The sequence below is a fragment of the Kitasatospora sp. CB02891 genome (assembly GCF_002803145.1).
Taxonomy (GTDB): Bacteria; Actinomycetota; Actinomycetes; order Streptomycetales; family Streptomycetaceae; genus Kitasatospora; species Kitasatospora griseola.
Genome location: NZ_NNBO01000001.1, coordinates 1,017,994 through 1,037,178, shown reverse-complemented (window position 1 = coordinate 1,037,178; position 19,185 = coordinate 1,017,994). Strand labels below are relative to the sequence as shown.

Sequence of the window (19,185 nt, the reverse complement as noted above, 5' to 3'; positions counted from 1 at the left end):
GAAGGGGATCGTTCGGGCTTCGCCGCGGCCGTCCTCGGCGACCGTGAGGTGGCGGCAGGTCGCGTCCTGGGGGACGGCGTCGTGGACGGTGCAGGCCCACTCGGTGACGGGGATCTCCGCGCCGTGCGAGTTCTGGAACGCTCGTTCTTGACCGATCGTTCTCGAATGTCTAGGGTCATGGGCATGGGAAGACCACGCGCCTTTGACGAGGCCGAGGCGATCCGGAGGGCCGCGGTGCTGTTCGCCGAACGCGGCTACGACGGCACCTCGGTCGACGACCTGGTACAGGGCCTCGGTGTGCACCGCGGCAGCCTGTACAAGGTGTTCGGCAGCAAGCGGGGGCTGTACCTCGCCGCGCTCCGGCACCACTTGGAGGACGAGGTGCTGCCCACCGTGGCGGCGCTGACCGTCACCAGCGGCCCGGCGGAGGCGCTCGCGCAGGCGGCGGGCGGGTTCGACGGCGGGGCCGCGGCCGGGCTGCTGCTGTCCGCCGCGGTTCATCAGGCTCCGACCGACCCGGACGTCGCGGCGCTGGTGGAGGAGGCCCTGCGGGCGTTGGAGCGGGCGCTCGCGGCGGTGCTCGGCGAGCCGGCCGACAGCCCGCTGATCGGGGCGCTCGGGGCGAGCGTGCTCGGACTGCGGCTGCGGGACCGGGCGTTCGGGCCGGCGGCGTCCGCCCCGGCGGTCCATGCGCTGGCCGCCAGACTGGCCGACTGACCGGCCGTCGACTCACTGTTTCGCACACACCGTACGAGGAGGGTTCACCGAGATGGCTCGACTGTCTGTCGACAACGGGACGCTGGTCGTGGAGATCGAGGGTCTGGACAAGCTCTGGGCGATCAAGAGCCGAATAGAGATCCCGCTGGCCAACGTCCGTGGCGCGACCGCGGATCCGGGCGTTGCGTCGGAGCCGAAGGGCATCAAGGTCGGCGGCACCCAGTGGCCGGGTCTGATCACGGCGGGCCGCTTCCGCCGGCACGGCGAGTTGGTGTTCTGGGACGTGAAGAACCCGGCGAAGGCCGTGGTGATCGAGCTCGCGGACGAGCACTACGCCCGGGTGATCGTCGAGGTGGAGGACCCGCGGGCCGCAGTGGCCCTGGTCGAGGGCGCACTGCGGCACTGAGCGGGCGTCAGGCCGGCCGGACGGGCCCGCCGTCCTGGCCGGAGCGGCCGGAGGAGTGCTCGGCCGCGGCGGCCTCCGGCTCGACGGTCCGGACGGCGCTCGCGGCCGGCTTGGCCGCGGCCAGCGGCGCGTCCGGGCGCGGGGCGGCGGCGGTGAGGCCGGCCGGGGTGTCCGGGACGGGGGAGGGGGCCTCGGGAACGAGGACGTCGGCGCCGGCCGGGGTGGCGGCGACGGCGCGCCACCAGGGTGCGGCGGGCGGCGGGTCGGCCGGTTCGAAGGGCTTGCCGGGGCGCGGGACGGCCAGCGTGACGCCGGCGGCCTGCGCGGCGGCGACCGTCCGTTCGGCGGGCTCTTCCCACGGGTGGGGGGCGAGGTTGAAGGTGCCCCAGTGCATCGGGAGCATGACCTTGCCGCCGAGGTCGCGGTGCGCCTGCACGGCCTCCTCGGGCGTCAGGTGGACCTCCGGCCAGTGCTCGGAGTACGCGCCGACCTGCATCATGGTGGCGTCGAACGGCCCGAAGCGGTGGCCGATGTCGGCGAAGCCCGGGAACCAGCCGGTGTCGCCGCTGTGGAACAGACGGTGGCGCTTGCTCTCCACCACCCAGGACGACCAGAGGAACTTGCCGCTGGGGCGCGGCCCGCGCGAGCAGTAGTGGCGGGCGGGAGTGGCCGTCAGCCGCAGGCCGTCCAGTTCGGCGGACTCCCACCAGTCGAGGTCGACGATCCGGTACGGCTCGACGCCCCAGTGCTCCAGGTGCGCGCCGACGCCCAGCGGGACCGCGAACACCGCGTCGCCCGCGGCCAGTGTGCGGATGGTGTCCATGTCCAGGTGGTCGTAGTGGTCGTGGGAGATCACCACCACGTCCACCGGCCCGAGTTCGGCCAGCGGCAGCGGCACCGGGTGCAGCCGCTTCGGGCCGATCCAGTCGAACGGCGAGACCCGCTCGCTCCACACCGGGTCGAACAGCACCCGCACGCCGTCCAGTTCGGCCAGCACCGTGGCGTGGCCGAGCCAGGTCAGGCGCAGCCCGGACTCGGGCGGGGTGGACAGCTCGGCCGGCAGCAGCCGGTGCACCGGCACCGCGGCGGCGGGGCTGCGGCGGCCGCCGTCCACCGCCAGTTTGGTGCGCATCAGCGCCAGCGGGGTGTGCCCGTACGCCAGTGGGCGGGTGGGCACCGGGTTGCGGAAGGAGCCGTCCACGAAGTGCGGCGAACCGGAGACCCGGTGCAGGCGCTTGCCGCGCGGGTCGGCGCCGAACGCGTCGGTGCGCACCCGGTGCCAGCTCTCCCGCGGCAGGGTCCGGTAGGAGCGCTTCACGTCGCGCAGCAGGAGCCCGGCCTCGGCAGCCAGCTCACCGGCGCGGAACAGCCAGGAGACGGGACGGGACAAGGCACCTCCACGGTAGAACACCCGAACGGCGGCGTGCCGGGGCGGCGGAACGCGGTTGCGCCCCGCACGGGTCCACGGCAGGCCGGACGGCGCCGCCCGGGCAGCCGGGAACCCCGGCGCGGACGACGCATCTCGAACCTGGACATTACCTTTCCAAACGGCCAAAACCCACCGAACGGGCCGTCGGCGCGCCGTTCGGCCCAACGAGAACGGACCGCCCCGGGTTGCGGGACGGTCCGTGCGGGAGGCGTGAAAAGGCGCAGATCAGGCCCGGTAGAAGCGGGTGATCGTCTCGGCGACGCAGTGCGGCTTGGCGCTGCCCTCGCTGGAGATGGTGAACCGGACCACCGCCTGCACCCCGCCGGGCACCTCGTCGGCCGACACCAGCACCGCCGTCGCCCGGACCGCCGAGCCCACCGGCAGCGGGGCGGGGAAGCGGACCTTGTCCGAGCCGTAGTTGAGGGCCATCGCGATGTTCTCCACCGCGTAGCACTCCTTCGCGAGCACCGGCAGCAGCGACAGCGTCAGGTAGCCGTGCGCGATCGTCCCGCCGAACGGTGAGTCCTTGGCGCGCTCCGGGTCGACGTGGATCCACTGGTGGTCGCCGGTCGCCTGCGCGAACAGGTTCACCCGCTCCTGGTCGACGGTGTGCCACTCGCTGGTGCCCAGTTCGGCGCCGACGGCGGCGGTCAGATCGGCGAGCGAGGCGAAGGTCGTCACGGTGCGCTCCACAGGTGCGACGGGGCAGGGGCGGCCCGTCCGGGCCGCCCCGCAGAGTATGCCTACTCGTCGGTCACCTGTCAGTGGGGGCCGGGGCCGGCCGTGCCGCGGGCGGCCGGCCCGGCTCCGGCGGGATCACAGCGCGGGATCGGGCATCAGCCGGCGGCCGGAGACCAGCTCCGGGGTGATCGCCACGTACTCCGGGCCCGGTTCCGGGATCCACGGGCGCAGGCCGTCCGACTCCAGCGCCGCGCGCTCCTCCGCGTCCCGCACCACCTCGGCGCGCCCGTGCACCAGCACGCTCCAGCCGCAGCGGCCGGCCGGGTCGAAATCGTCCACCTGGAACGCCGCCACCGTCCCGTCCAGCGCCCTGGCCACCCTGGTCCCGGTGCGCAGCGCCAGGATCAGCCGCCCGTCCTCGGCCAGTCGAAAAGCCACCGGCAGCACCGCCGGAAGCGCGTGCTCGGTGTACACCACGCGCCCCAACGGCACGGCGCCGAGCAGGCGCAGGCACTCGGCCTCGCTCAGGGTCTCCACCCGGTCGTCTCGGTCCATAAGGTCGATGGTGCCCCGCCCGCACCGCCCACGAACAGGGCCCATGGTCCCTGAGCTGGGGCTCATCGGGCCGAATTCGGCGCGCGCCGACACCGCTCGGCGATACCTTGGCATCCGGCCGCAGCACTCACTGGTGGCCGGAATGCGCAGGCGAGGGGGCGGTACAGGTGAGCGGTGGCATCGAACTGGTGGTGATCGGCGCGGACGGCGGCCCCGAACGCGGCCACGGCGGCTCCGCCCGCGCCGCCGACGGCGCCCGCACCCTCGCCGCCGCCCTGCCCGGCCGCACCTTCGACGCCGGCACCCGCGGCAGCAACGTCAGCATGCCGCCCGCCGACGCCGACGCCAACACGCTGCTCACCGCGCTGCGCCAGGCCTCCGCGCGGCCGGCCCGCTGGCTGGTGGTCTGCCTGCTCGGCCAGCTGATCGCCGACCCGCGCGGGCGCCGGGTCGCCCTGGTCACCGCCGGGTCGACGCCCGACAACGCCTACCGGCGCGGCCTCGCCTGGGACTGGATCACCAGCGCCATGGTGCACGGCGAGCAGGAGGAGACCCTGCTGATCGTCGACGCGGTCGCCGACCGCGACACCTGGGCGGCGCTGCTGCGCGAGGACGGCGCGGGCGAACTGCTCGGCCACTCCCGGGTGCCGCTGTGGGGCCGGATCGGCCGCTGGAGCGCCGGGCGGCGCGGCCGCGACGGCGTGCTCCCCGGCGCGGAGGGCTCGTTCAGCTGGGCGCTCGGCCGGGTGCTGGAGCACGGCGTGCCCGGCGCGCCCGCCGCCGTCGGCCCGCTCGACCTCCAGCCCGCCGTCGAGGGCCAACTCGGCTGGGGCGAACCGGCGTCGGCCGGTGAGGCCAGACTCCTGGTGCCCCGTGACGGAGGGAGACTCCTGATGCGCAACCGGGCCGCCGTGCGCGGAGCGCTCGCCGGACTGCCGCTTTCCGATGAACTTTTGGCTGTTCTGTGGCGAGAAAGTGCCCCAACGGATCCGCCTTCCGCGTAAGGTCAGGACGCCCCGGGTGTTGCCGTGCCGGGGCGGGTTGGCGAAGAATCGACCTCCGAGCGACCCGGAATCACCACAGGGGACGGCAGACGAGATCCGCGGTCCGGACCCGCCACAGGTTCGGCCGCGACAAGGTGGGGCTATGCGGCAGCGCGGAATTCTGGTGCGCCCTAAGGCGGTTGGGATCAGCGGGCTGGTTCTGCCATTCCTGCTGGCGGCCCTGACGGCATGCGGAAGCACCGAGAAAGGCTCCGCCGACCGCCTCGGCACCCCCGCCTCCGGCCTTCCCCGGGCCACCGCCGCCCCCACCGCGAGCAGCGACCCGAATCGCAGCCCCGTCCCCGACCAGGGCGACCAGGGGCTGGAGGCGCACGCCGCGGTGACGGCCTATCAGGCCTGGTGGGACGTCCGCACCGAGGCGTTCAAGCGATCGAATTCGGACGGAACGGCGCTCGGCCAGTACGCCACCGGAAACGCGCTCAGCGAGGCCCTGCTCTCGCTCACCCAGCTGCACGATGCGAAACTCGTGATGACCGGAGCGCCGAAGACCTCACCCCTCGTCAAAACCCTCGACCTGCAGGCCAGTCCGCCCACCGCGACGATCGAGGACTGCCTCGACGTCAGCGGCTGGCACCAGGTGGACGCCGCCACCCAGCAGATCAAGGATCCGCAACAACGGCCGTCCCGCTACCCCGTGACCGCGGTCCTGAAGAGATACGGAAATCGCTGGCTGATCGCCGACTTCACCCGTGAGGTGACCAAGACATGCTGAACTCCGCCTGGCGCGCAGCGCTCTGTGCACTGACCGGAATCGGACTGACGGTCGCGTTCGTCCCCTCGGCGAGCGCCGACGTGACGCCGTGCGCCGACGACATCATCTGCACAGGCATCCACGAACCCGGCAGCGGCGGAACCCCCGGCGGCGGGTCGACCGGCGGCGGCGGAGGCTCCGGCTCCGACACCTGCAGCTGGAACGGCCAGCCCGTGCCGTGCTGGCGCGACGACCTGGGCTGGTTCTCCAGCGGCTGCTACTACCGCCTGGCGAAGCCCCAGCCGCTGGAGACCGAGGACGTCTGGGACGGGAAGACCAGCAAGGACGGCGCGATCTACGACCGGGCCTGCCTCGGCAACGAGGCGCCCGGCTCGGTCTTCCTCGCCCAGCCGCCCGGCGGGATGAAGCCCCCGACGCCCCGGCAGCTCGCCTTCGACGCCCTCGACCAGATCAAGGTCGCCCGGCCCGTGCTGCACGCCGCCCCGCAGACCGACGCCGTGGTCGGCTCCCCGGTGTGGTTCTGGTTCGACGCCACCCCGCAGAGCGCCGGCCCGATCAGCCACGACGTCCCCGGGCCCGGCTACGCCGTGACCACCACCGTGACGCTCAAGCAGGTCGTCTGGTCCGTCGACGACGGCCCCGCCGGCGGCCGCTCCCAGGAGTTCACCTGCGCGGACCCCGGCACCCCGTTCGCCGTCGGCCAGACGCCCAGCTGCAGCCACATCTTCGCCAGGAGCTCGGCCGCCATGGCCGACCACGCCTACACCGTGCGGGTCGCCCTGCTGTGGCGGGTCACCGCGAAGACCTCCGCCAACACCGACATCGACATGGCGGACTTCACCTGGCGCAGCGAGTTCCCCGGACTGACGCTGCGGATCCCGGTCAACGAGGTCCAGGTGCTGAACTGACCGGCCCGGCGGCCGGACCGCCGGCCGCCGCACCAGCATTGACGTTCCATCACGAGTGAGAGGCCGCGAAGCGGTGGAGAACCGAAGCATGCCGACCCCGCCGCGCCGCCTCGGGGCGCGCCGGCGCAGGCCCGCCGTGCTGGCGATGGCGGCCGCGCTGATCGCCGCCGGGGGACTGGGCGGCGCGGTGCTGTACAACAGCAGCGGCCAGCGGATCGCCGTCCTGGCCCTGGCCCGCGACGTGCCGATGGGCCAGGTGATAAGCAACGACGACCTGGTCGTCGCACACATCGCCGGCGACCCCGCACTGCACCCGCTGGACGCCCGCGACCTCGAACACACCGTCGGGCTGCGCGCCACCACCGACCTCAAGCGCGGCGCCCTGCTGGTCAAGTCCGACCTGACCAGCGACCCCGCCACCCAGCCCGGCCAGCAGATCGTCGGCCTCGCCGCCAAACGCTCCCAACTCCCCGCCACCCGGCTCCAGCCCGGCCTCCAGGTGCTGATCGTCTACACCCCCGACAGCACCAAGCCCGACGGCAACACCCGCACCCCCGACACCATGACCGCCACCGTCGCCGTCGTCGGCCGCGCCGACACCGACGGCACCACCGTCATCGACGTCGCCATCGGCCCCGGCGACGGCCCCCGGCTGGCCTCCTGGGTGGCCGGCGGCAAGTTCCAGGTGATCCTCGCACCCCGAAACGCCGGGGGCTCCTGATGACCGTGGTGGCCGTGCTCGGCGGGCCGGGGGCGCCCGGGGCCACCAGCAGCGCCCTCGCCCTGCTGCTGTCCTGGCCGCTGCGCCCGGGCCGCCGGGTGCTGCTCGTCGAGTGCGACCCCGACGGTGGCGCGATCCTGGCCGGCGCCCTGGAGGGCCGCGTCGACGCCGTGTACGGACTGCGCAACCTGGCCGTCGCCGACCGGCGCGGACTGCTCGCCCAGGCCCTGTGGGAACAGCTGCTGGACGTCTCCCCGCAGGGCAACGGCGAGCGCCTGCTGCTGCCCGGACTCACCGACCCTTCCCAGGCCCCCGGCCTCGCCTACACCTGGGAACCCCTGGTGGAGGCGCTGCGCGCGCTCGACCCCGAGGGCTACGACGTGATCCTCGACCTCGGCCGCTCCGGCGCGAACGGCCCGATGGCGGTCCTCGCCCGGCGCTCCGACGTGGTCGCCGCGACCGTCCGCACCACGCTGCGCGGACTGTCCGCGGTCCGGCCCCGGCTGGCCGCGCTGCGCGAGGACCTCGACACCAACGGCACCGGCGCGGACAGCCTCGGGCTGCTGCTGGTCGCCGAAGGCCCCTACCCCGACCACGAGGTGTCCCGGCAGTTCCAGCTGCCCGTCCTCGGCACCCTCACGCACGCGCCGCGCACCGCGCGCGTGCTGTCCGACGGCGGCGACACCACCGACCGCCGGTTCATCCGCTCCGAGCTGATGCGCACCGCGCGGACCGCCGCCGACCGGATCCAGCACCACGCCGAGGGCCGCCGCCGACGCCTCGGCCCGCAGGCCCAGCAGCCGCCGCAGATCCAGCAGGCGCCGCAGGCCCAGCAGCCGCCGCAGCCGCCGCAGATCCAGCAGGTGCCGAGGACCCAGCCCGCCCAACTCCCGCCGCAGCCGCCCCAGCAGGCTCAGCCGCAGCTCCAACAGCCCTACCAGGCACCGGCCCCCCGGCCGTCGACGCCCCAGCAGGCCGTACCCTCGCAGCAGATGACGCACCAACAGATGACGCACCCGCAGGCGCCGCCGCCCGGGGCCCCGTTCGCGCAGCCGCCGTTCGCAGCCGGACCGGTGGGCGGCCGCCCGGAGCGGCCGTACCCGCCGCAGCCGTACCCGCCCCAGGCGTACCCGCCGCAGCACCAGCAGCCCGTACACCAGCAGCCCGGCCGGCCGCAGCCGTACCCGCCGCAGCACCAGCAGCCCGTCCAGCCCTCGCCCGTCCAGCCCTCGCCCGTCCCGCCGCCGCTCGGCCAGCCGCCGCGTCCGCAGCCGGGCGGGCAGTTCACCGGCGAGTGGCCGATCCGGGTGGAGAGCCAGCCGCAGATCTCGTACGCCGCGCCGTACATCGCGCCGCCGGTGGTGCCGCAGCCGCCCGCGCCCGCGCCGTTCCCCGGACAGGACGACGGGCCCGAGGACGGCCCGGGGGAGGTGCCCCGTGCGCGCTAACCCGTACCAGGGGCCGCCGCCGTACCCGGGCGGCCCGCAACAGCCCGTCAACGGGCAGGTGGTGTACGGCGGTTCGCCGGACGCCGCCGGGCTGCCGTGGGCCAAGCCGGCCGTCCCCGCGCCGATGCCCGCCGCGCCCGTGCCGCCGGCCGGGCCGGTGGCGGCCGTGCCCTCCGCCGTGCCCGCGCTCGCCACGGCCGGCGCGGTGCCGGCCGTGGACCCGCAGGTCGCCCGGGAGCTGAAGCGGCAGGTCGCGGCCGAGCTGCACCAGCAGCTGTCCCGGCTGAACGAGGCGTCCGGCACCGAGGCCGACCGGGCCACCCGGCGCCAGCGCGGGCGGGCGCTGATCGAGGAGTCGGTGGCCCGCTGGTCCGACGCGTACGCGCAGACCCACGGCATCCCGCCGACCCGCGAACAGGACCGGGCCCTCGCCGAGGCCGTCTACGACCTGCTGTTCCGGGCCGGGCGGCTCCAGCCGTACCTGGACGACCCGGAGATCGAGAACATCCTGATCAACGGCTGCGACGACGTCTGGGTGTCCCGGGTGCACCAGCCGCTGCGCCAGGTCCCGCCGGTCGCCGACTCCGACGAGGAGCTGATCGAGCTGCTCCAGGACTTGGCCCGGCAGCACGGCGGCGGCGAACGCAGCCTGTCCACCGCCAGCCCGATGCTGGCGCTGCGCCTGGAGGGCGGCATGCGCCTGCAGGCGATGACGGAGGTCACCCCGCGCCCGTACGTGGCGATCCGCCGCCACCGGGTGGCCAGCGCCACCCTCCGCGACCTGGTCCAACTCGGCACCGTGGACACCACCCTGGCCGCGTTCCTGGCCGCCGCGATCCGGGCCCGGAAGAACGTGATGATCACCGGCACCCAGGGCGTCGGCAAGACCAGCCTGCTGCGCGCGATGGCCGCCGAGATCCCGCCCGACGAGCGGATCGGCACCCTGGAGTCCGAGTTCGAACTCTGGCTGCACACCCTCGGCCACCTGCGCCAGGTCGTCCCGATGGAGGCCCGCGAGGGCAACGGCGAACGCGTCGACGGCCGCCTCGCCGGCGAGCTGACCATCGGTGAACTCATCCCCGCCGCCCTGCGGATGACCCTGTCGCGGATCATCGTCGGCGAGGTCCGCTCCGGCGAAGTGGTGCCGATGCTGCGGGTGATGACCAACGGCGAGGGCGGCTCGATGTGCACCCTGCACGCCCGCGGCCCGCACATGGTGGTCGACCGGATCGCCGAACTCTGCCTCGAGTACGGCTCCCACATGACCGACAGCCTGGCGTACCGGCTCACCGCCAACGCCATCGACTTCATCGTGCACGTCACCATGGTCGACGAGACCGCCGTCGGCGGCCGCCGCCACCGGTTCGTCTCGCACGTCCTGGAGGTGGCCGGCCTCGGCGAGTCCGGACGGCCCGCGATGAACACCGTCTTCGGGCCGCGCCCGGAACTCGGCGAGGTGCGGGCCGTCCCCGTCACCCCGCCGCACTGCCTGGACGACCTGCGCCGGGCCGGATTCGACGCGGGACTGCTCGCCTCCCCGTACGGGACCTGGGGCGCGCCGCTGAACCTGCGGATCGGGGGGATGCGCTGATGCTGCTGTACGTGCTGTGCGGACTGCTCGTCGCCGGCGGACTGGTGGCCCTGGCCGCCGGACTGACCGGGCGACAGCGCGACCCCGACGAGCGGGCCAACCCGCTGGAGGGACGGCTGCACACCCTCTGGTACGGCGCGCCCGGCACCGCCTCGCCCGGCATCGCCCGGCTGCGCCGCGTCCAGCTCGCGCTGGCCCTGCTCGGCGGCCCGGCCGGCTGGCTGTTCACCGGCATCCCGCTGGTCGCCCTGCTGGTGCCCGCCGCCGTGTTCGGCCTGCCCTGGCTGTTCGACGCCACCCGCTCCGACACCCGCCGGATCGAACGCCTGGAGGCACTCGCCGAGTGGACCCAGCGCCTCGCCGACGTACTGCTGCTCGGCGTCGGCCTCAACCAGGCCATCGTGACCAGCCGCCGCACCGCACCCGCCGCCCTGGAGACCGAGATCGCCGACCTCGCCGCCCGCCTGCAGGCCCGCTGGCGCCCGGAGGACGCGCTGCGCGCCTTCGCCGACCAACTCGCCGACGCCACCGCCGACAAGGTGCTCGCCGCACTGCTGCTGCGGGCCGGCGACAGCGGCCCCGGCCTGGCCCGGGCGCTCTCCGACATGGCCGAGTCGGTGCGCGAGGAGGTCCGCCAGCGCCGCACCATCGAGGCCGACCGCGCCAAGCACCGCACCACCATCCGCTGGATGGTCGGCATCATCCTGCTGGTCGTCGTCCTCGGCTCGTTCAACTCCAGCTACACCCAGCCCTACACCACCGGCATCGGCCAACTCGTGCTCGGCGTCGTCGCGGTGGCGTTCGTGCTGGTGATCGCCTGGATGCGCGCGCTGGCCTCCTACACCCCGCTGCCGCGGATCCTGGAACAGGACCGGCGCTCCAAGGCCGGCCGGATGCCCGGACAGCGCACCGGCGAGGAGAGCCCCGACACCGCCGCCGGCGACGACACCGACCCGCTGGTCAAGGGGGCCCGATGATCTCGCCCTGGGCCGTCCTGGCCGGCGCCGCCGCGGCCGGCGGCCTCGCCCTGCTGCTCGCCGAACTCCGGCCCGCCCCACCGGACCTGGGCCAGGCCCTGGACCGGCTGCACCGCACCCCCGAACCGCGCCGGGACACCGCCGAGAACCCCGCCGACCCCTGGTACGACCGGGTCGGGATGCGCTCCCTCCAGCTGCCCGGGGTCCGCATCCCGCAGCAGGAACTCGCGCTGATCGGCCGCAGCCCCGCCCGGTTCATGGCCCACAAGGTGCTGTTCGCCGTCCTCGGCCTCGCCCTGCCCGGCTGGTTCGCCGCCCTGGCCGCCCTGTTCGGCGACGGACTGCCGCTCGCCGTCCCCGTGCTGGTCGGACCGCTGCTCGGCGCCCTGCTCTGGTTCGTCCCCGACGGCATCGTGGCCGGCGAGGCCAAGGAGGCCCGCACCGAGTACCTGCACGGCATCGCCGCCTACCTGGAACTCGTCGCGCTGGAACGCGCCGCCGACTGCGGACCCGCCGAAGCCCTGCGCCGGGCCGCCGCCGCCGGCCGCGGCACCGTGTTCCGCCGGATCCGCGACGCCCTGGAACGCGCGGCCACCGACCGGGTCCCGCCCTGGGACGGACTCGACGCCCTCGCCCAGGAGTTGGGACTCACCCCGCTCCAGGACGTCGCCGACATCATGCGGATCTCCGGCGTCGACGGCGCCGCCGTCTACGACACCCTGCGGGCCCGCGCCAAGAGCCTGCGCGGCGAACTGCTCTCCGAGGAACTCGCCAAGGCCAACACCGACAGCGAACGGATGGTCGCCCCCGGCTCCGCGCTCACCCTGCTGATGACGGTCCTGATCGTCTTCCCCGCGCTCTACCAGATGCTGACCGTCCAATGACCCCACCGCAGGCACCCCGTCCCCCCGCACCGAACGCACCGGAGAGCACACCATGACCCGAATCCGCGCCCTGGCAACGGCAGTTCTGCTGCCGCTGCTGTTCCCCGTCCACCTGCTGCGCCCCGTCCTCGAGTTCCGCCTGGTCAAGCTGCGCGCCGCCCGGGCCTCCGGCGACCGCGGCGCGATCAGCATCGAACTCGCGCTCGCCGTCATCGTGCTGGTCGCCATCGCCGGAGCGGTGGTCTACGCGATCACCCAGCTCGGCACCAACGTGAAGAACAAGATCCCGCAGAACGTCCCGGACGGAGGCCAGGCGCCGTGACCCGACGCCCGCCCCGGCCCTTCGCCCGCGCCGCCCTGACGGCCCGACGATTCCGCGGACGCACGCTCGACGTGGGAGCGATGTCGATCAGCCTCGCCATCGTCTTCCCCGCCGTGCTGTTCGTCATCCTCCTGGTCGTGCAGGCCGGCCTCTGGTGGTACGCCGACCAGGCCGCGCTGACCGCCGCCCGGGAAGGCGTGGACGCCGGACGCGTCAACGGCGCGCACACGGACGACGGGCCGAGGCGGGCCCAGGACTTCACCGACCGGCTGGGCAACCTGGCCCGGCTGGAGCGGATCGACCCCGACAACGGCGACCCCGAGCTGTACCGGCTGTCCGTCACCGTCCACCCGGCGTCCGTGCTGCCGTTCTTCGACCGGCTCACGCTCACCAAGACCGCCAGCGCCCCCCGGGAGAAGTTCGTACCGCAGGGGCAGCCGTGACGACCCGACACCTGAAGGACGACCGCGGGTCGTTCGCGATCGAGGCCGCGATACTTGTGCCCGTGGTGCTCGCCTTCGCGCTGATGGCGGTCGCCGCCGGGCGCGTCCAGAGCACCGGCGCGATCGTGGACGCCGCCGCCCGCTCCGGCGCGCGCGCCGCGTCGCTGGCCCGCACCCCGGAGGGCGCCCGGCAGGCAGCGGCGGACGCCGTGACGCAAGCTCTCGAAGACCGCCACGTGCAGTGCGCGACCGAGCCCGTGGGGGAGCCCGAGTACGGCATCCTGAACACCGACGGCGAACCGCTCACCACCATCACCGTCAAGGTCTCCTGCACCGTCGCGTTCGGCGACCTGATGGAACTGGACGGCCTGCCCGGCCACAAGACGCTCACCGGTACATTCACCTCCGTGGTGGACCGGTATCGGGGAAACTGACCGCACGGCACCACCGGATGGGGGGAGGGACTGTGAACGAACAAGGCGTGAACTGCCGTGACCGGGGCAGCATTTCGGTCATGGTCGCCGTCACCGCCGTCAGCCTGGTGGCCGTGGTCGGCCTGGTCCTCGACTGCGGCGGCCGACTGCGCGCCGTGGAACGGGCCGACGCGCTCGCCCAGGAAGCCGCCCGGGCCGGCGGACAGCAACTCGACATCGACGCGCTGCGGGCCGGCCAGGGCTACCGCTTCGACCGGGCCGCCGCCGAACGGACCGCGACCGCCTACCTGCGCAGCCACGGCGTCAAGGGCGCCATCGGCTTCCCCCGGCAGGGCGACCTCAAGACCTTCAGCGTCACCGTCGAAACGGACTACCCGACCGCGCTGCTCGGCCTGGTCGGCATCACCACACTCCCCGTGCAGGGCCACGGCAAGGCCACCCTGGTGCACGGCATCACGGAAGGGACGACCGGCTGATGGCCGCGCGCGGAGCCGACGACCAGCACCGCAAGGGCCGCCAGGAGCGGCGACCGCACCCCGGCGGGACCCCGCCCGTGCACCTGCGCCCCACCCGCCGGCGCGGCGCCGGCGGCTCGGTGTTCGCCGCGCTCGGCTCACTGCTGGCGCTGGCCCTGCTGCTGATCGGCGTACCCGCGCTGCTCGGCTACGGCACCGCCACCGTCGCCGCGATGGGCAACCCGCTGGGCCGCGGCCTGCTGGAGGCCCTCACCAGCCCCGACGACGGCAGCCTGTTCCTGTGGCTGCTGGTCGCCGTCGGCTGGCTCGGCTGGCTGTGCTTCCTGGCCTCCGTCCTGATCGAGATCCCCGCCCAGCTGCGCGGCCGGGTGGCCCGCCGGATCCCCGCCTTCGGCTGGAGCCAGCGGATCGCGGCCGGCCTGGTCGGCTCCGTCCTCGCCCTGCTCCCGGTGGCCGGCTCGGCCTTTGCCGCCACCCCCGAACTCGGCGAACGCCCCGCCGCCGTCGCCCAGTTGACGACCTCCCCGGCGCTCGCCGCGCTGCCCGCCGCCGTTCCGGCCACCGCGCCCACCGCCGACCCGCAGCAGCCGAGCTACACCGTCCGCGACTCCCGGCCCGCCGACAGCCTGTGGTCCATCGCCGAACGCCAACTCGGCTCCGGCGACCGCTGGACGGAGATCGCCAAGCTGAACGCGGGCCGCCCGATGGACGACTCCGGCACCCGCTTCGACGCCGACCGGCCGATCCAGCCCGGCTGGCAGCTGCTGATGCCCGCCGACGCCAAGCCCGACGGCGCCGCCGCCCCGGCGGCCGACGCCGCCGCCGGCGGGAGCAACCGGAGCGCCGCCGTCACCCCGCCCGGACTGTCCGCGGCCGCCCACGCCACCGTCACCGTGCACGGCGGCGACTCGCTGTCCTCCATCGCCCAGCGGGAGTTGGGCGACGGAGACCGCTGGCCCGAGCTGTTCGACGCCAACAAGGGCGTCACCGCCCCCGACGGCGAGAAGCTCACCGACCCGGACGTGCTCGCCCCCGGCATGGTGCTCACCGTCCCCGGCGCGCAGCCGCCCGCTCCCCAGACGCCCGCTCCGCAGCCGCCGGACGCCCAGTCGCCGGCCGCCCCGCTGCCCGCCCCGCAGCTGACCGTTCCGCGCAGCCACGCACCCGAGCGGCCGGAGGTCGACGAGCGGACGGCGCCGCCGGCGCAGACGCCGGTGGCCGCGACGCCTGCTGCCCAGCCGCCCGCCGCCGAGACGCCCGCTGCTCAGCCGCCTGCCGCTCAGCCGTCCGCCGCTCAGCCGTCCGCCGCTCAGCCGTCCGCCGCTCAGACACCGGCTGCCGAGACGCCTGCCGCCCAGCCGCCTGCGCCGCAGGACAGCGCGCCCGCCGCAGACCTGCCCGCCGCCGGCGACCAGCAGAAGGCGCACCACGGTGACGACTACACCGTGCCGCTGGCGGTCTCCACCATCGGCGTGCTGATGGCCGCGGCCCTGATCACCCTGGTCGCCCGCCGCCGCACCGACCAGCAGCGGGCCCGCCGCCCCCGGCACCGGATCGCCCTGCCGTCCGGCCCCGCCGGGCGCCTGGAGGCCGAGCTGAAGGCCCGTCAGAACGACGGCGGCCTGGACCTGCTCAACCGCGCGCTGCGCACCCTCGGCCGCAACACCGTCCGCGGCGACAAGCGGCTGCCCGCCCTGGTCGCCGCCCGGATCACCACCGCCGGCACCGTCGAACTGCACCTCGCCGCGCCCGCCGTGCCGATCGCCCCGTTCCGGGCCGCGCACGCCCCCAACGTGTGGTGGTGCCCGGACGACTCCGGCGAACTGCTGTCCGCCGGACAGGCCGCCAAGTACAGCGCCCCCTACCCGGCGCTGGTCACCCTCGGCAACAGCCCCGACGGCTCCACCGTCCTCGCCGACCTGGAGACCGTCCGCCTGGTCCACCTCTCCGGGCACCCCGACGACGCCGACGACGTGCTGCGCACCCTCGCCGTCGAACTCGCCCACAGCCCGCTCGCCGACCGCCTCCACCTGCACCTGGTCGGCATCGCCACCGACCTGCCCGCCGCCGGCCCCGCCACCGACCGGGTCCACCACCACGCCACTCTGGAGGCCGCGCTCGCCGCGCTCGGCCCGCGCACCGCCAAGGCCCGAGCCACCCTGGTCGCCGCCGAGGCCGGCAGCCCCCGCGAGGCCCGCAGCCGGGGCAGCGCCGACGAGGCGTGGGTGCCGGAGATCGTGCTCTCCGCGCAGCCGCCCGCCGGCAGCATCCCCGCCGAGCTCGGCCGCCTGCTCGACGGCCGCCCCCGCACCTGCCTGGCCGTCCTCACCCGCGCCCCCGAGCGCGGCGCCGGCCCCGTCGCCCGCTGGACGCTCCCCGCGACCGGCCAGTCCACGCTGCCCGGGCTGCACCTGAGCGTCGAACTCCAGCGCCTGAGCCGCGAACAGTACGACCAGCTCGGCGAACTCGTCCGCGCCTCGGGCGACTTCACCCAGCACCCGGCCCCCGAGTGGACCTTCGACGGCCCGCACAACGGCCCCGAGGACGAGGAGGAGATCCCGCTGCCCGCCGTCCCCGCCCTGGCCACCGTCGGTGCGGCGATCGCCACCCACCCCGGGCTGATCGGCCTCGACTCCGAGCCCGTCGCGTTCGCCTCCGAACGGCTCTCCGAGCGGTCCTCCGAACGGCTCTCCGGCCGGTCCTCCGAGCGGGCCGACACCGCGCTCGACGCCCGGCTGATCGCCCTGCTCGGCGGCCCCGGCGGAGCGCAGCAGGACGTCACCGACGCACCGTCACCGCTCTCGCTCGCCAAGCCCGCCGCCGACGGCGACGCCGCCGGACCGCGCGTGGTGGCCCGGGTCGTCCCCACCGGCAGCAGCCCGTTCGCGGGACTCGTCCCCACCGCTCCCACCAACCCCTACGCCGTCATCCCGGTCTCCCCGGTCGCCCCGGTCCCGCCCGCGGCCGCGGTCCCGCCCGCGGCCGCCGAGCCTGCTGTGCCCGTCGAGCCCGCCGCGCCCCGGCACGCCGCCAACGGGCAGGCCCGCAAGGCCACCACCCCGCCGCACGGCACCCGCATCGACCCGCGCCTCGGCGGCGCCTACCCGACCCCGGCGGACAGTCCCGTCGAGCAGGGCCCGGACGCCACCGACACCGCCGAACTCCCGCCCGTGGACGCCGCTCCGGCGCCGACGGAGCAAGTGCAGTACGGCGAGGGCACGCAGTACTTCGAACTCCTGCCGGCCGAGAGCGCCCCGGAGCCGAGCACGGAGCCCAGCACGGAGCCGGTCGTGGAGCCGGTCGCGGAACCCGCTGCGGAGGGCACCCAGTACTTCGAACTCCCGCCCGTCGCGACCGTCCCCGAGGTTGCCTCCGCCCCGGTCGCGCCGATGGCCCCCGCCGCCCCCGCCGCCCCCGCCGCGCCCGTGGTGCCCTCGGTGCCCGAGCCCACGCCGATGCACGACCAGGCGGAGGCGCCCGACCCGCACGGCGTGAGCATCGCCGCCCGGCCGTCCGCCCGGCCCGGAAGCACCGCCTCCCGGACCGACAGTGACGACCTGTTGGCGATCCTGCGCTCCCCGGAGGCGCACCACCTGCGCTCCGCACCCCGGATCCGGCTGCTCGGCCCGGTGGACGTCCTCGGGGTCGCGGGGACCATCGACCCGGCGGGCCGCCCCCGGCTGACCGAACTCGCCGCCTACCTGGCGCTGCGCCCCGGCTCCGAGCACTCGGCGATCGACCGGGACATCCACCCCGGCGCCGCCCACCTCGACCCGAAGGCCACCGCGGAGCGCCTCGCCGAGCCGCTGCCCGTCAAACTCGCCGCGCTGGCAGCCTGGTTGGGCACCTCCCCGGAGGGCCGCGACTACCTGGCCGCGGAACCCGCCGAGACGTACACCTTCGCGCCGACGGTCGGCTGCGACTGGGACGAGTTCCGCAGCCTGTATCGGCGCGGCATGCGCTCCACCTCCACCACCGCGGACGCCGCACTCGCGCACGCCCTCGCCCTGGTCCGCGGCGCCCCGTTCGCCGAGGCCCCGGCCGGCACCTTCGCGTGGGCGGAGACCGAACGCCAGGACATGCTGGCGGCGATCGTCGACACCGCCCACGAACTCGCCGCCCGCCGCCTCCAGTACGGCGACCACCGCACCGCCGAGGCCGCCATCTTCCGCGCCCTCGCCGTCGCCCCGGACGTCGAACTCCTGCACCGCGACCTGTTCTACGCGTACGCCTCGGCCGGCGCCCGCGACCAACTCGTCCGCGCCGTCAACCGCCTCGACGCCCTCAGCCGCCGCACCGGCCGCGACCTCGACCCCGACACGGTCGCCCTGCTCCGCGACCTCCTCACCGGAGGCTGAGCTCGCACCGGAACTGGCGAGGAGAGGTGACGAAGGCCCGGGCCGCTCAGCGGTCCGGGCCTTCGCACGACCGCCTGTCCGACGGCCGGGCCGCCGTCCGGACGCCTGCTGGGTCGCCCGGCCGGTCACGGCCCCGTGCTGATCGCTTCGGCGACGGCGCCGGGCAGCCAGTCGGTGGTGCGGGAGAAGGCGAAACCGAGCTTCTTCGCACGGGCGTTGCTCATGGCGTAGTGCCGGTCGAACGAGAACGGCGAAGCTTCCCCGCCCACCGGGACGGTCCGCAGGACGGGCTCCCGGCCGACCTCCTCGGCGACGATCGCGGCGAGGCCGTGCACGTCGAGCGGGCCGTCGGAGCAGGCGTTGACCGGGCCGGTGAACTCGGCGACGGCCGCCCACACCAGCAGCTCGGCCAGCTCCTGGCAGTGGATGAAGACGGTGGGCAGCGCCTCCGCATGCACGTCGACCGCCCGGCCCTCGGCGATCCGCTCGACGTAGTGCGCCAATCGCCCGGTGAACTCCTGCGCGCCACCCCCCAGGACGTGCGCACTTCGCACAGCGGCGAACTCGACGCCACCGGCACGGGCGAACACGGCCTCCGCCTGCCGCTTGCCCTCGGCGTAGTGCGCCGCTCGGTACGCGTCGTCCTCCCACGGCAGATCCATGACCACCGGCCAGCCGCCCAGGTCCACCACCTCCTCCGACACCGGCACCTCCGCCGCCAGGCTCGGCAGCGGGCCGCTCCGCGGGTCGTAGACCTCGATCGTGGAGGTCATCACGTACCGCCGAGTCCGACCGGCGAAGACCCGGACGGCGACGGCGGCCTGCACGGGGGTGTAGCAGACCTGATCCACCACGACGTCGAAGTCGCGACCACCGAGGGCGGCCGTCAGGGCGGCCTCGTCATTCCGATCGACCACGAGGTGCTCGACACCGACGGGCGGCGGGACGGAACCACGGTTGATCACCGTGACCTGGTGCCCTGCGGCCAGCAGTCGTTCGACCAGGAGCTTCCCGAAGTACCGGCTTCCGCCGATGACGCAGATCTTTCGCATGTGCCCA

Annotated in this window: 19 protein-coding genes; 15 read left to right on the top strand and 4 right to left on the bottom strand. The window is 74.9% G+C overall.

The window, feature by feature from the left end; all coding sequences use genetic code 11:
- Positions 1 to 183: 183 nt before the first annotated feature.
- Positions 184 to 717: a TetR/AcrR family transcriptional regulator gene (locus CG736_RS04870; RefSeq protein ID WP_043911254.1), complete on the top strand. Its 534-nt coding sequence runs from the start codon at positions 184 to 186 to the stop codon at positions 715 to 717.
- Positions 718 to 769: 52 nt separating this feature from the next.
- Positions 770 to 1,123, top strand: coding sequence for a hypothetical protein (locus CG736_RS04865; RefSeq protein ID WP_100584844.1), 354 nt, complete (start codon positions 770 to 772; stop codon positions 1,121 to 1,123).
- 7 nt (positions 1,124 to 1,130) lie between these two features.
- On the opposite strand, the gene CG736_RS04860 is transcribed toward CG736_RS04865, so the two are convergent.
- The 3 genes from CG736_RS04860 to CG736_RS04850 all read right to left on the bottom strand — a co-directional run bounded on the left by CG736_RS04860 (position 1,131) and on the right by CG736_RS04850 (position 3,788).
- Positions 1,131 to 2,453: an MBL fold metallo-hydrolase gene (locus CG736_RS04860; protein ID WP_369879869.1), complete on the bottom strand. Its 1,323-nt coding sequence runs from the start codon at positions 2,451 to 2,453 to the stop codon at positions 1,131 to 1,133.
- 324 nt (positions 2,454 to 2,777) lie between these two features.
- Positions 2,778 to 3,233, bottom strand: a complete 456-nt coding sequence (locus CG736_RS04855) for a MaoC family dehydratase (RefSeq protein WP_198520348.1) — start codon at positions 3,231 to 3,233, stop codon at positions 2,778 to 2,780.
- Positions 3,234 to 3,368: 135 nt separating this feature from the next.
- Complete coding sequence (locus CG736_RS04850) at positions 3,369 to 3,788, bottom strand: pyridoxamine 5'-phosphate oxidase family protein (RefSeq protein WP_100584841.1); 420 nt, start codon at positions 3,786 to 3,788, stop codon at positions 3,369 to 3,371.
- Between the two features lie 167 nt (positions 3,789 to 3,955).
- On the opposite strand from CG736_RS04850, the gene CG736_RS35930 reads away from it, so the two are divergent.
- From CG736_RS35930 to CG736_RS38530, 13 genes are all read left to right on the top strand, one after another.
- Positions 3,956 to 4,792 carry a hypothetical protein gene (locus CG736_RS35930; protein ID WP_043911262.1) on the top strand — a complete coding sequence of 279 codons (837 nt, stop codon included), beginning with the start codon at positions 3,956 to 3,958 and terminating at the stop codon, positions 4,790 to 4,792.
- 142 nt (positions 4,793 to 4,934) lie between these two features.
- Positions 4,935 to 5,564 carry a hypothetical protein gene (locus CG736_RS04840; RefSeq protein ID WP_100584840.1) on the top strand — a complete coding sequence of 210 codons (630 nt, stop codon included), beginning with the start codon at positions 4,935 to 4,937 and terminating at the stop codon, positions 5,562 to 5,564.
- Positions 5,558 to 6,472, top strand: coding sequence for a hypothetical protein (locus CG736_RS04835; protein ID WP_100584839.1), 915 nt, complete (start codon positions 5,558 to 5,560; stop codon positions 6,470 to 6,472). Before CG736_RS04840 ends, CG736_RS04835 begins: the two co-directional genes overlap by 7 nt.
- An 88-nt stretch (positions 6,473 to 6,560) precedes the next feature.
- Positions 6,561 to 7,193 (top strand): SAF domain-containing protein, encoded by a 633-nt coding sequence (locus CG736_RS04830; protein WP_100584838.1) that lies wholly within the window; start codon positions 6,561 to 6,563, stop codon positions 7,191 to 7,193.
- Positions 7,193 to 8,641 (top strand): hypothetical protein, encoded by a 1,449-nt coding sequence (locus CG736_RS36825; protein ID WP_198520347.1) that lies wholly within the window; start codon positions 7,193 to 7,195, stop codon positions 8,639 to 8,641. Before CG736_RS04830 ends, CG736_RS36825 begins: the two co-directional genes overlap by 1 nt.
- Positions 8,631 to 10,232, top strand: a complete 1,602-nt coding sequence (locus CG736_RS04820; protein ID WP_100584837.1) for a CpaF family protein — start codon at positions 8,631 to 8,633, stop codon at positions 10,230 to 10,232. Before CG736_RS36825 ends, CG736_RS04820 begins: the two co-directional genes overlap by 11 nt.
- Positions 10,232 to 11,209, top strand: a complete 978-nt coding sequence (locus tag CG736_RS04815) for a type II secretion system F family protein (RefSeq protein WP_100584836.1) — start codon at positions 10,232 to 10,234, stop codon at positions 11,207 to 11,209. The genes CG736_RS04820 and CG736_RS04815 overlap by 1 nt, the downstream gene beginning before the upstream one ends.
- A complete protein-coding gene (locus CG736_RS04810; RefSeq protein ID WP_100584835.1) occupies positions 11,206 to 12,093 on the top strand; it encodes a type II secretion system F family protein in 888 nt (295 codons plus the stop codon). The genes CG736_RS04815 and CG736_RS04810 overlap by 4 nt, the downstream gene beginning before the upstream one ends.
- 52 nt (positions 12,094 to 12,145) lie before the next feature.
- Positions 12,146 to 12,415: a hypothetical protein gene (locus tag CG736_RS04805; protein ID WP_035868447.1), complete on the top strand. Its 270-nt coding sequence runs from the start codon at positions 12,146 to 12,148 to the stop codon at positions 12,413 to 12,415.
- Entirely contained in the window at positions 12,412 to 12,858 is a 447-nt protein-coding gene (locus CG736_RS04800; protein WP_100584834.1) for a TadE family protein, read from the top strand. The genes CG736_RS04805 and CG736_RS04800 overlap by 4 nt, the downstream gene beginning before the upstream one ends.
- Entirely contained in the window at positions 12,855 to 13,292 is a 438-nt protein-coding gene (locus CG736_RS35925; RefSeq protein ID WP_157815411.1) for a TadE/TadG family type IV pilus assembly protein, read from the top strand. The genes CG736_RS04800 and CG736_RS35925 overlap by 4 nt, the downstream gene beginning before the upstream one ends.
- An 80-nt stretch (positions 13,293 to 13,372) precedes the next feature.
- On the top strand, positions 13,373 to 13,768 hold the full coding sequence (locus tag CG736_RS04790; RefSeq protein ID WP_152645006.1) for a hypothetical protein: 396 nt from the start codon (positions 13,373 to 13,375) through the stop codon (positions 13,766 to 13,768).
- Positions 13,768 to 18,126, top strand: a complete 4,359-nt coding sequence (locus CG736_RS38530; RefSeq protein WP_100584833.1) for a BTAD domain-containing putative transcriptional regulator — start codon at positions 13,768 to 13,770, stop codon at positions 18,124 to 18,126. Before CG736_RS04790 ends, CG736_RS38530 begins: the two co-directional genes overlap by 1 nt.
- Positions 18,127 to 18,251: 125 nt before the next feature.
- On the opposite strand, the gene CG736_RS04780 is transcribed toward CG736_RS38530, so the two are convergent.
- Positions 18,252 to 19,178 (bottom strand): NAD-dependent epimerase/dehydratase family protein, encoded by a 927-nt coding sequence (locus CG736_RS04780; protein WP_100584832.1) that lies wholly within the window; start codon positions 19,176 to 19,178, stop codon positions 18,252 to 18,254.
- Positions 19,179 to 19,185 lie beyond the last annotated feature (7 nt).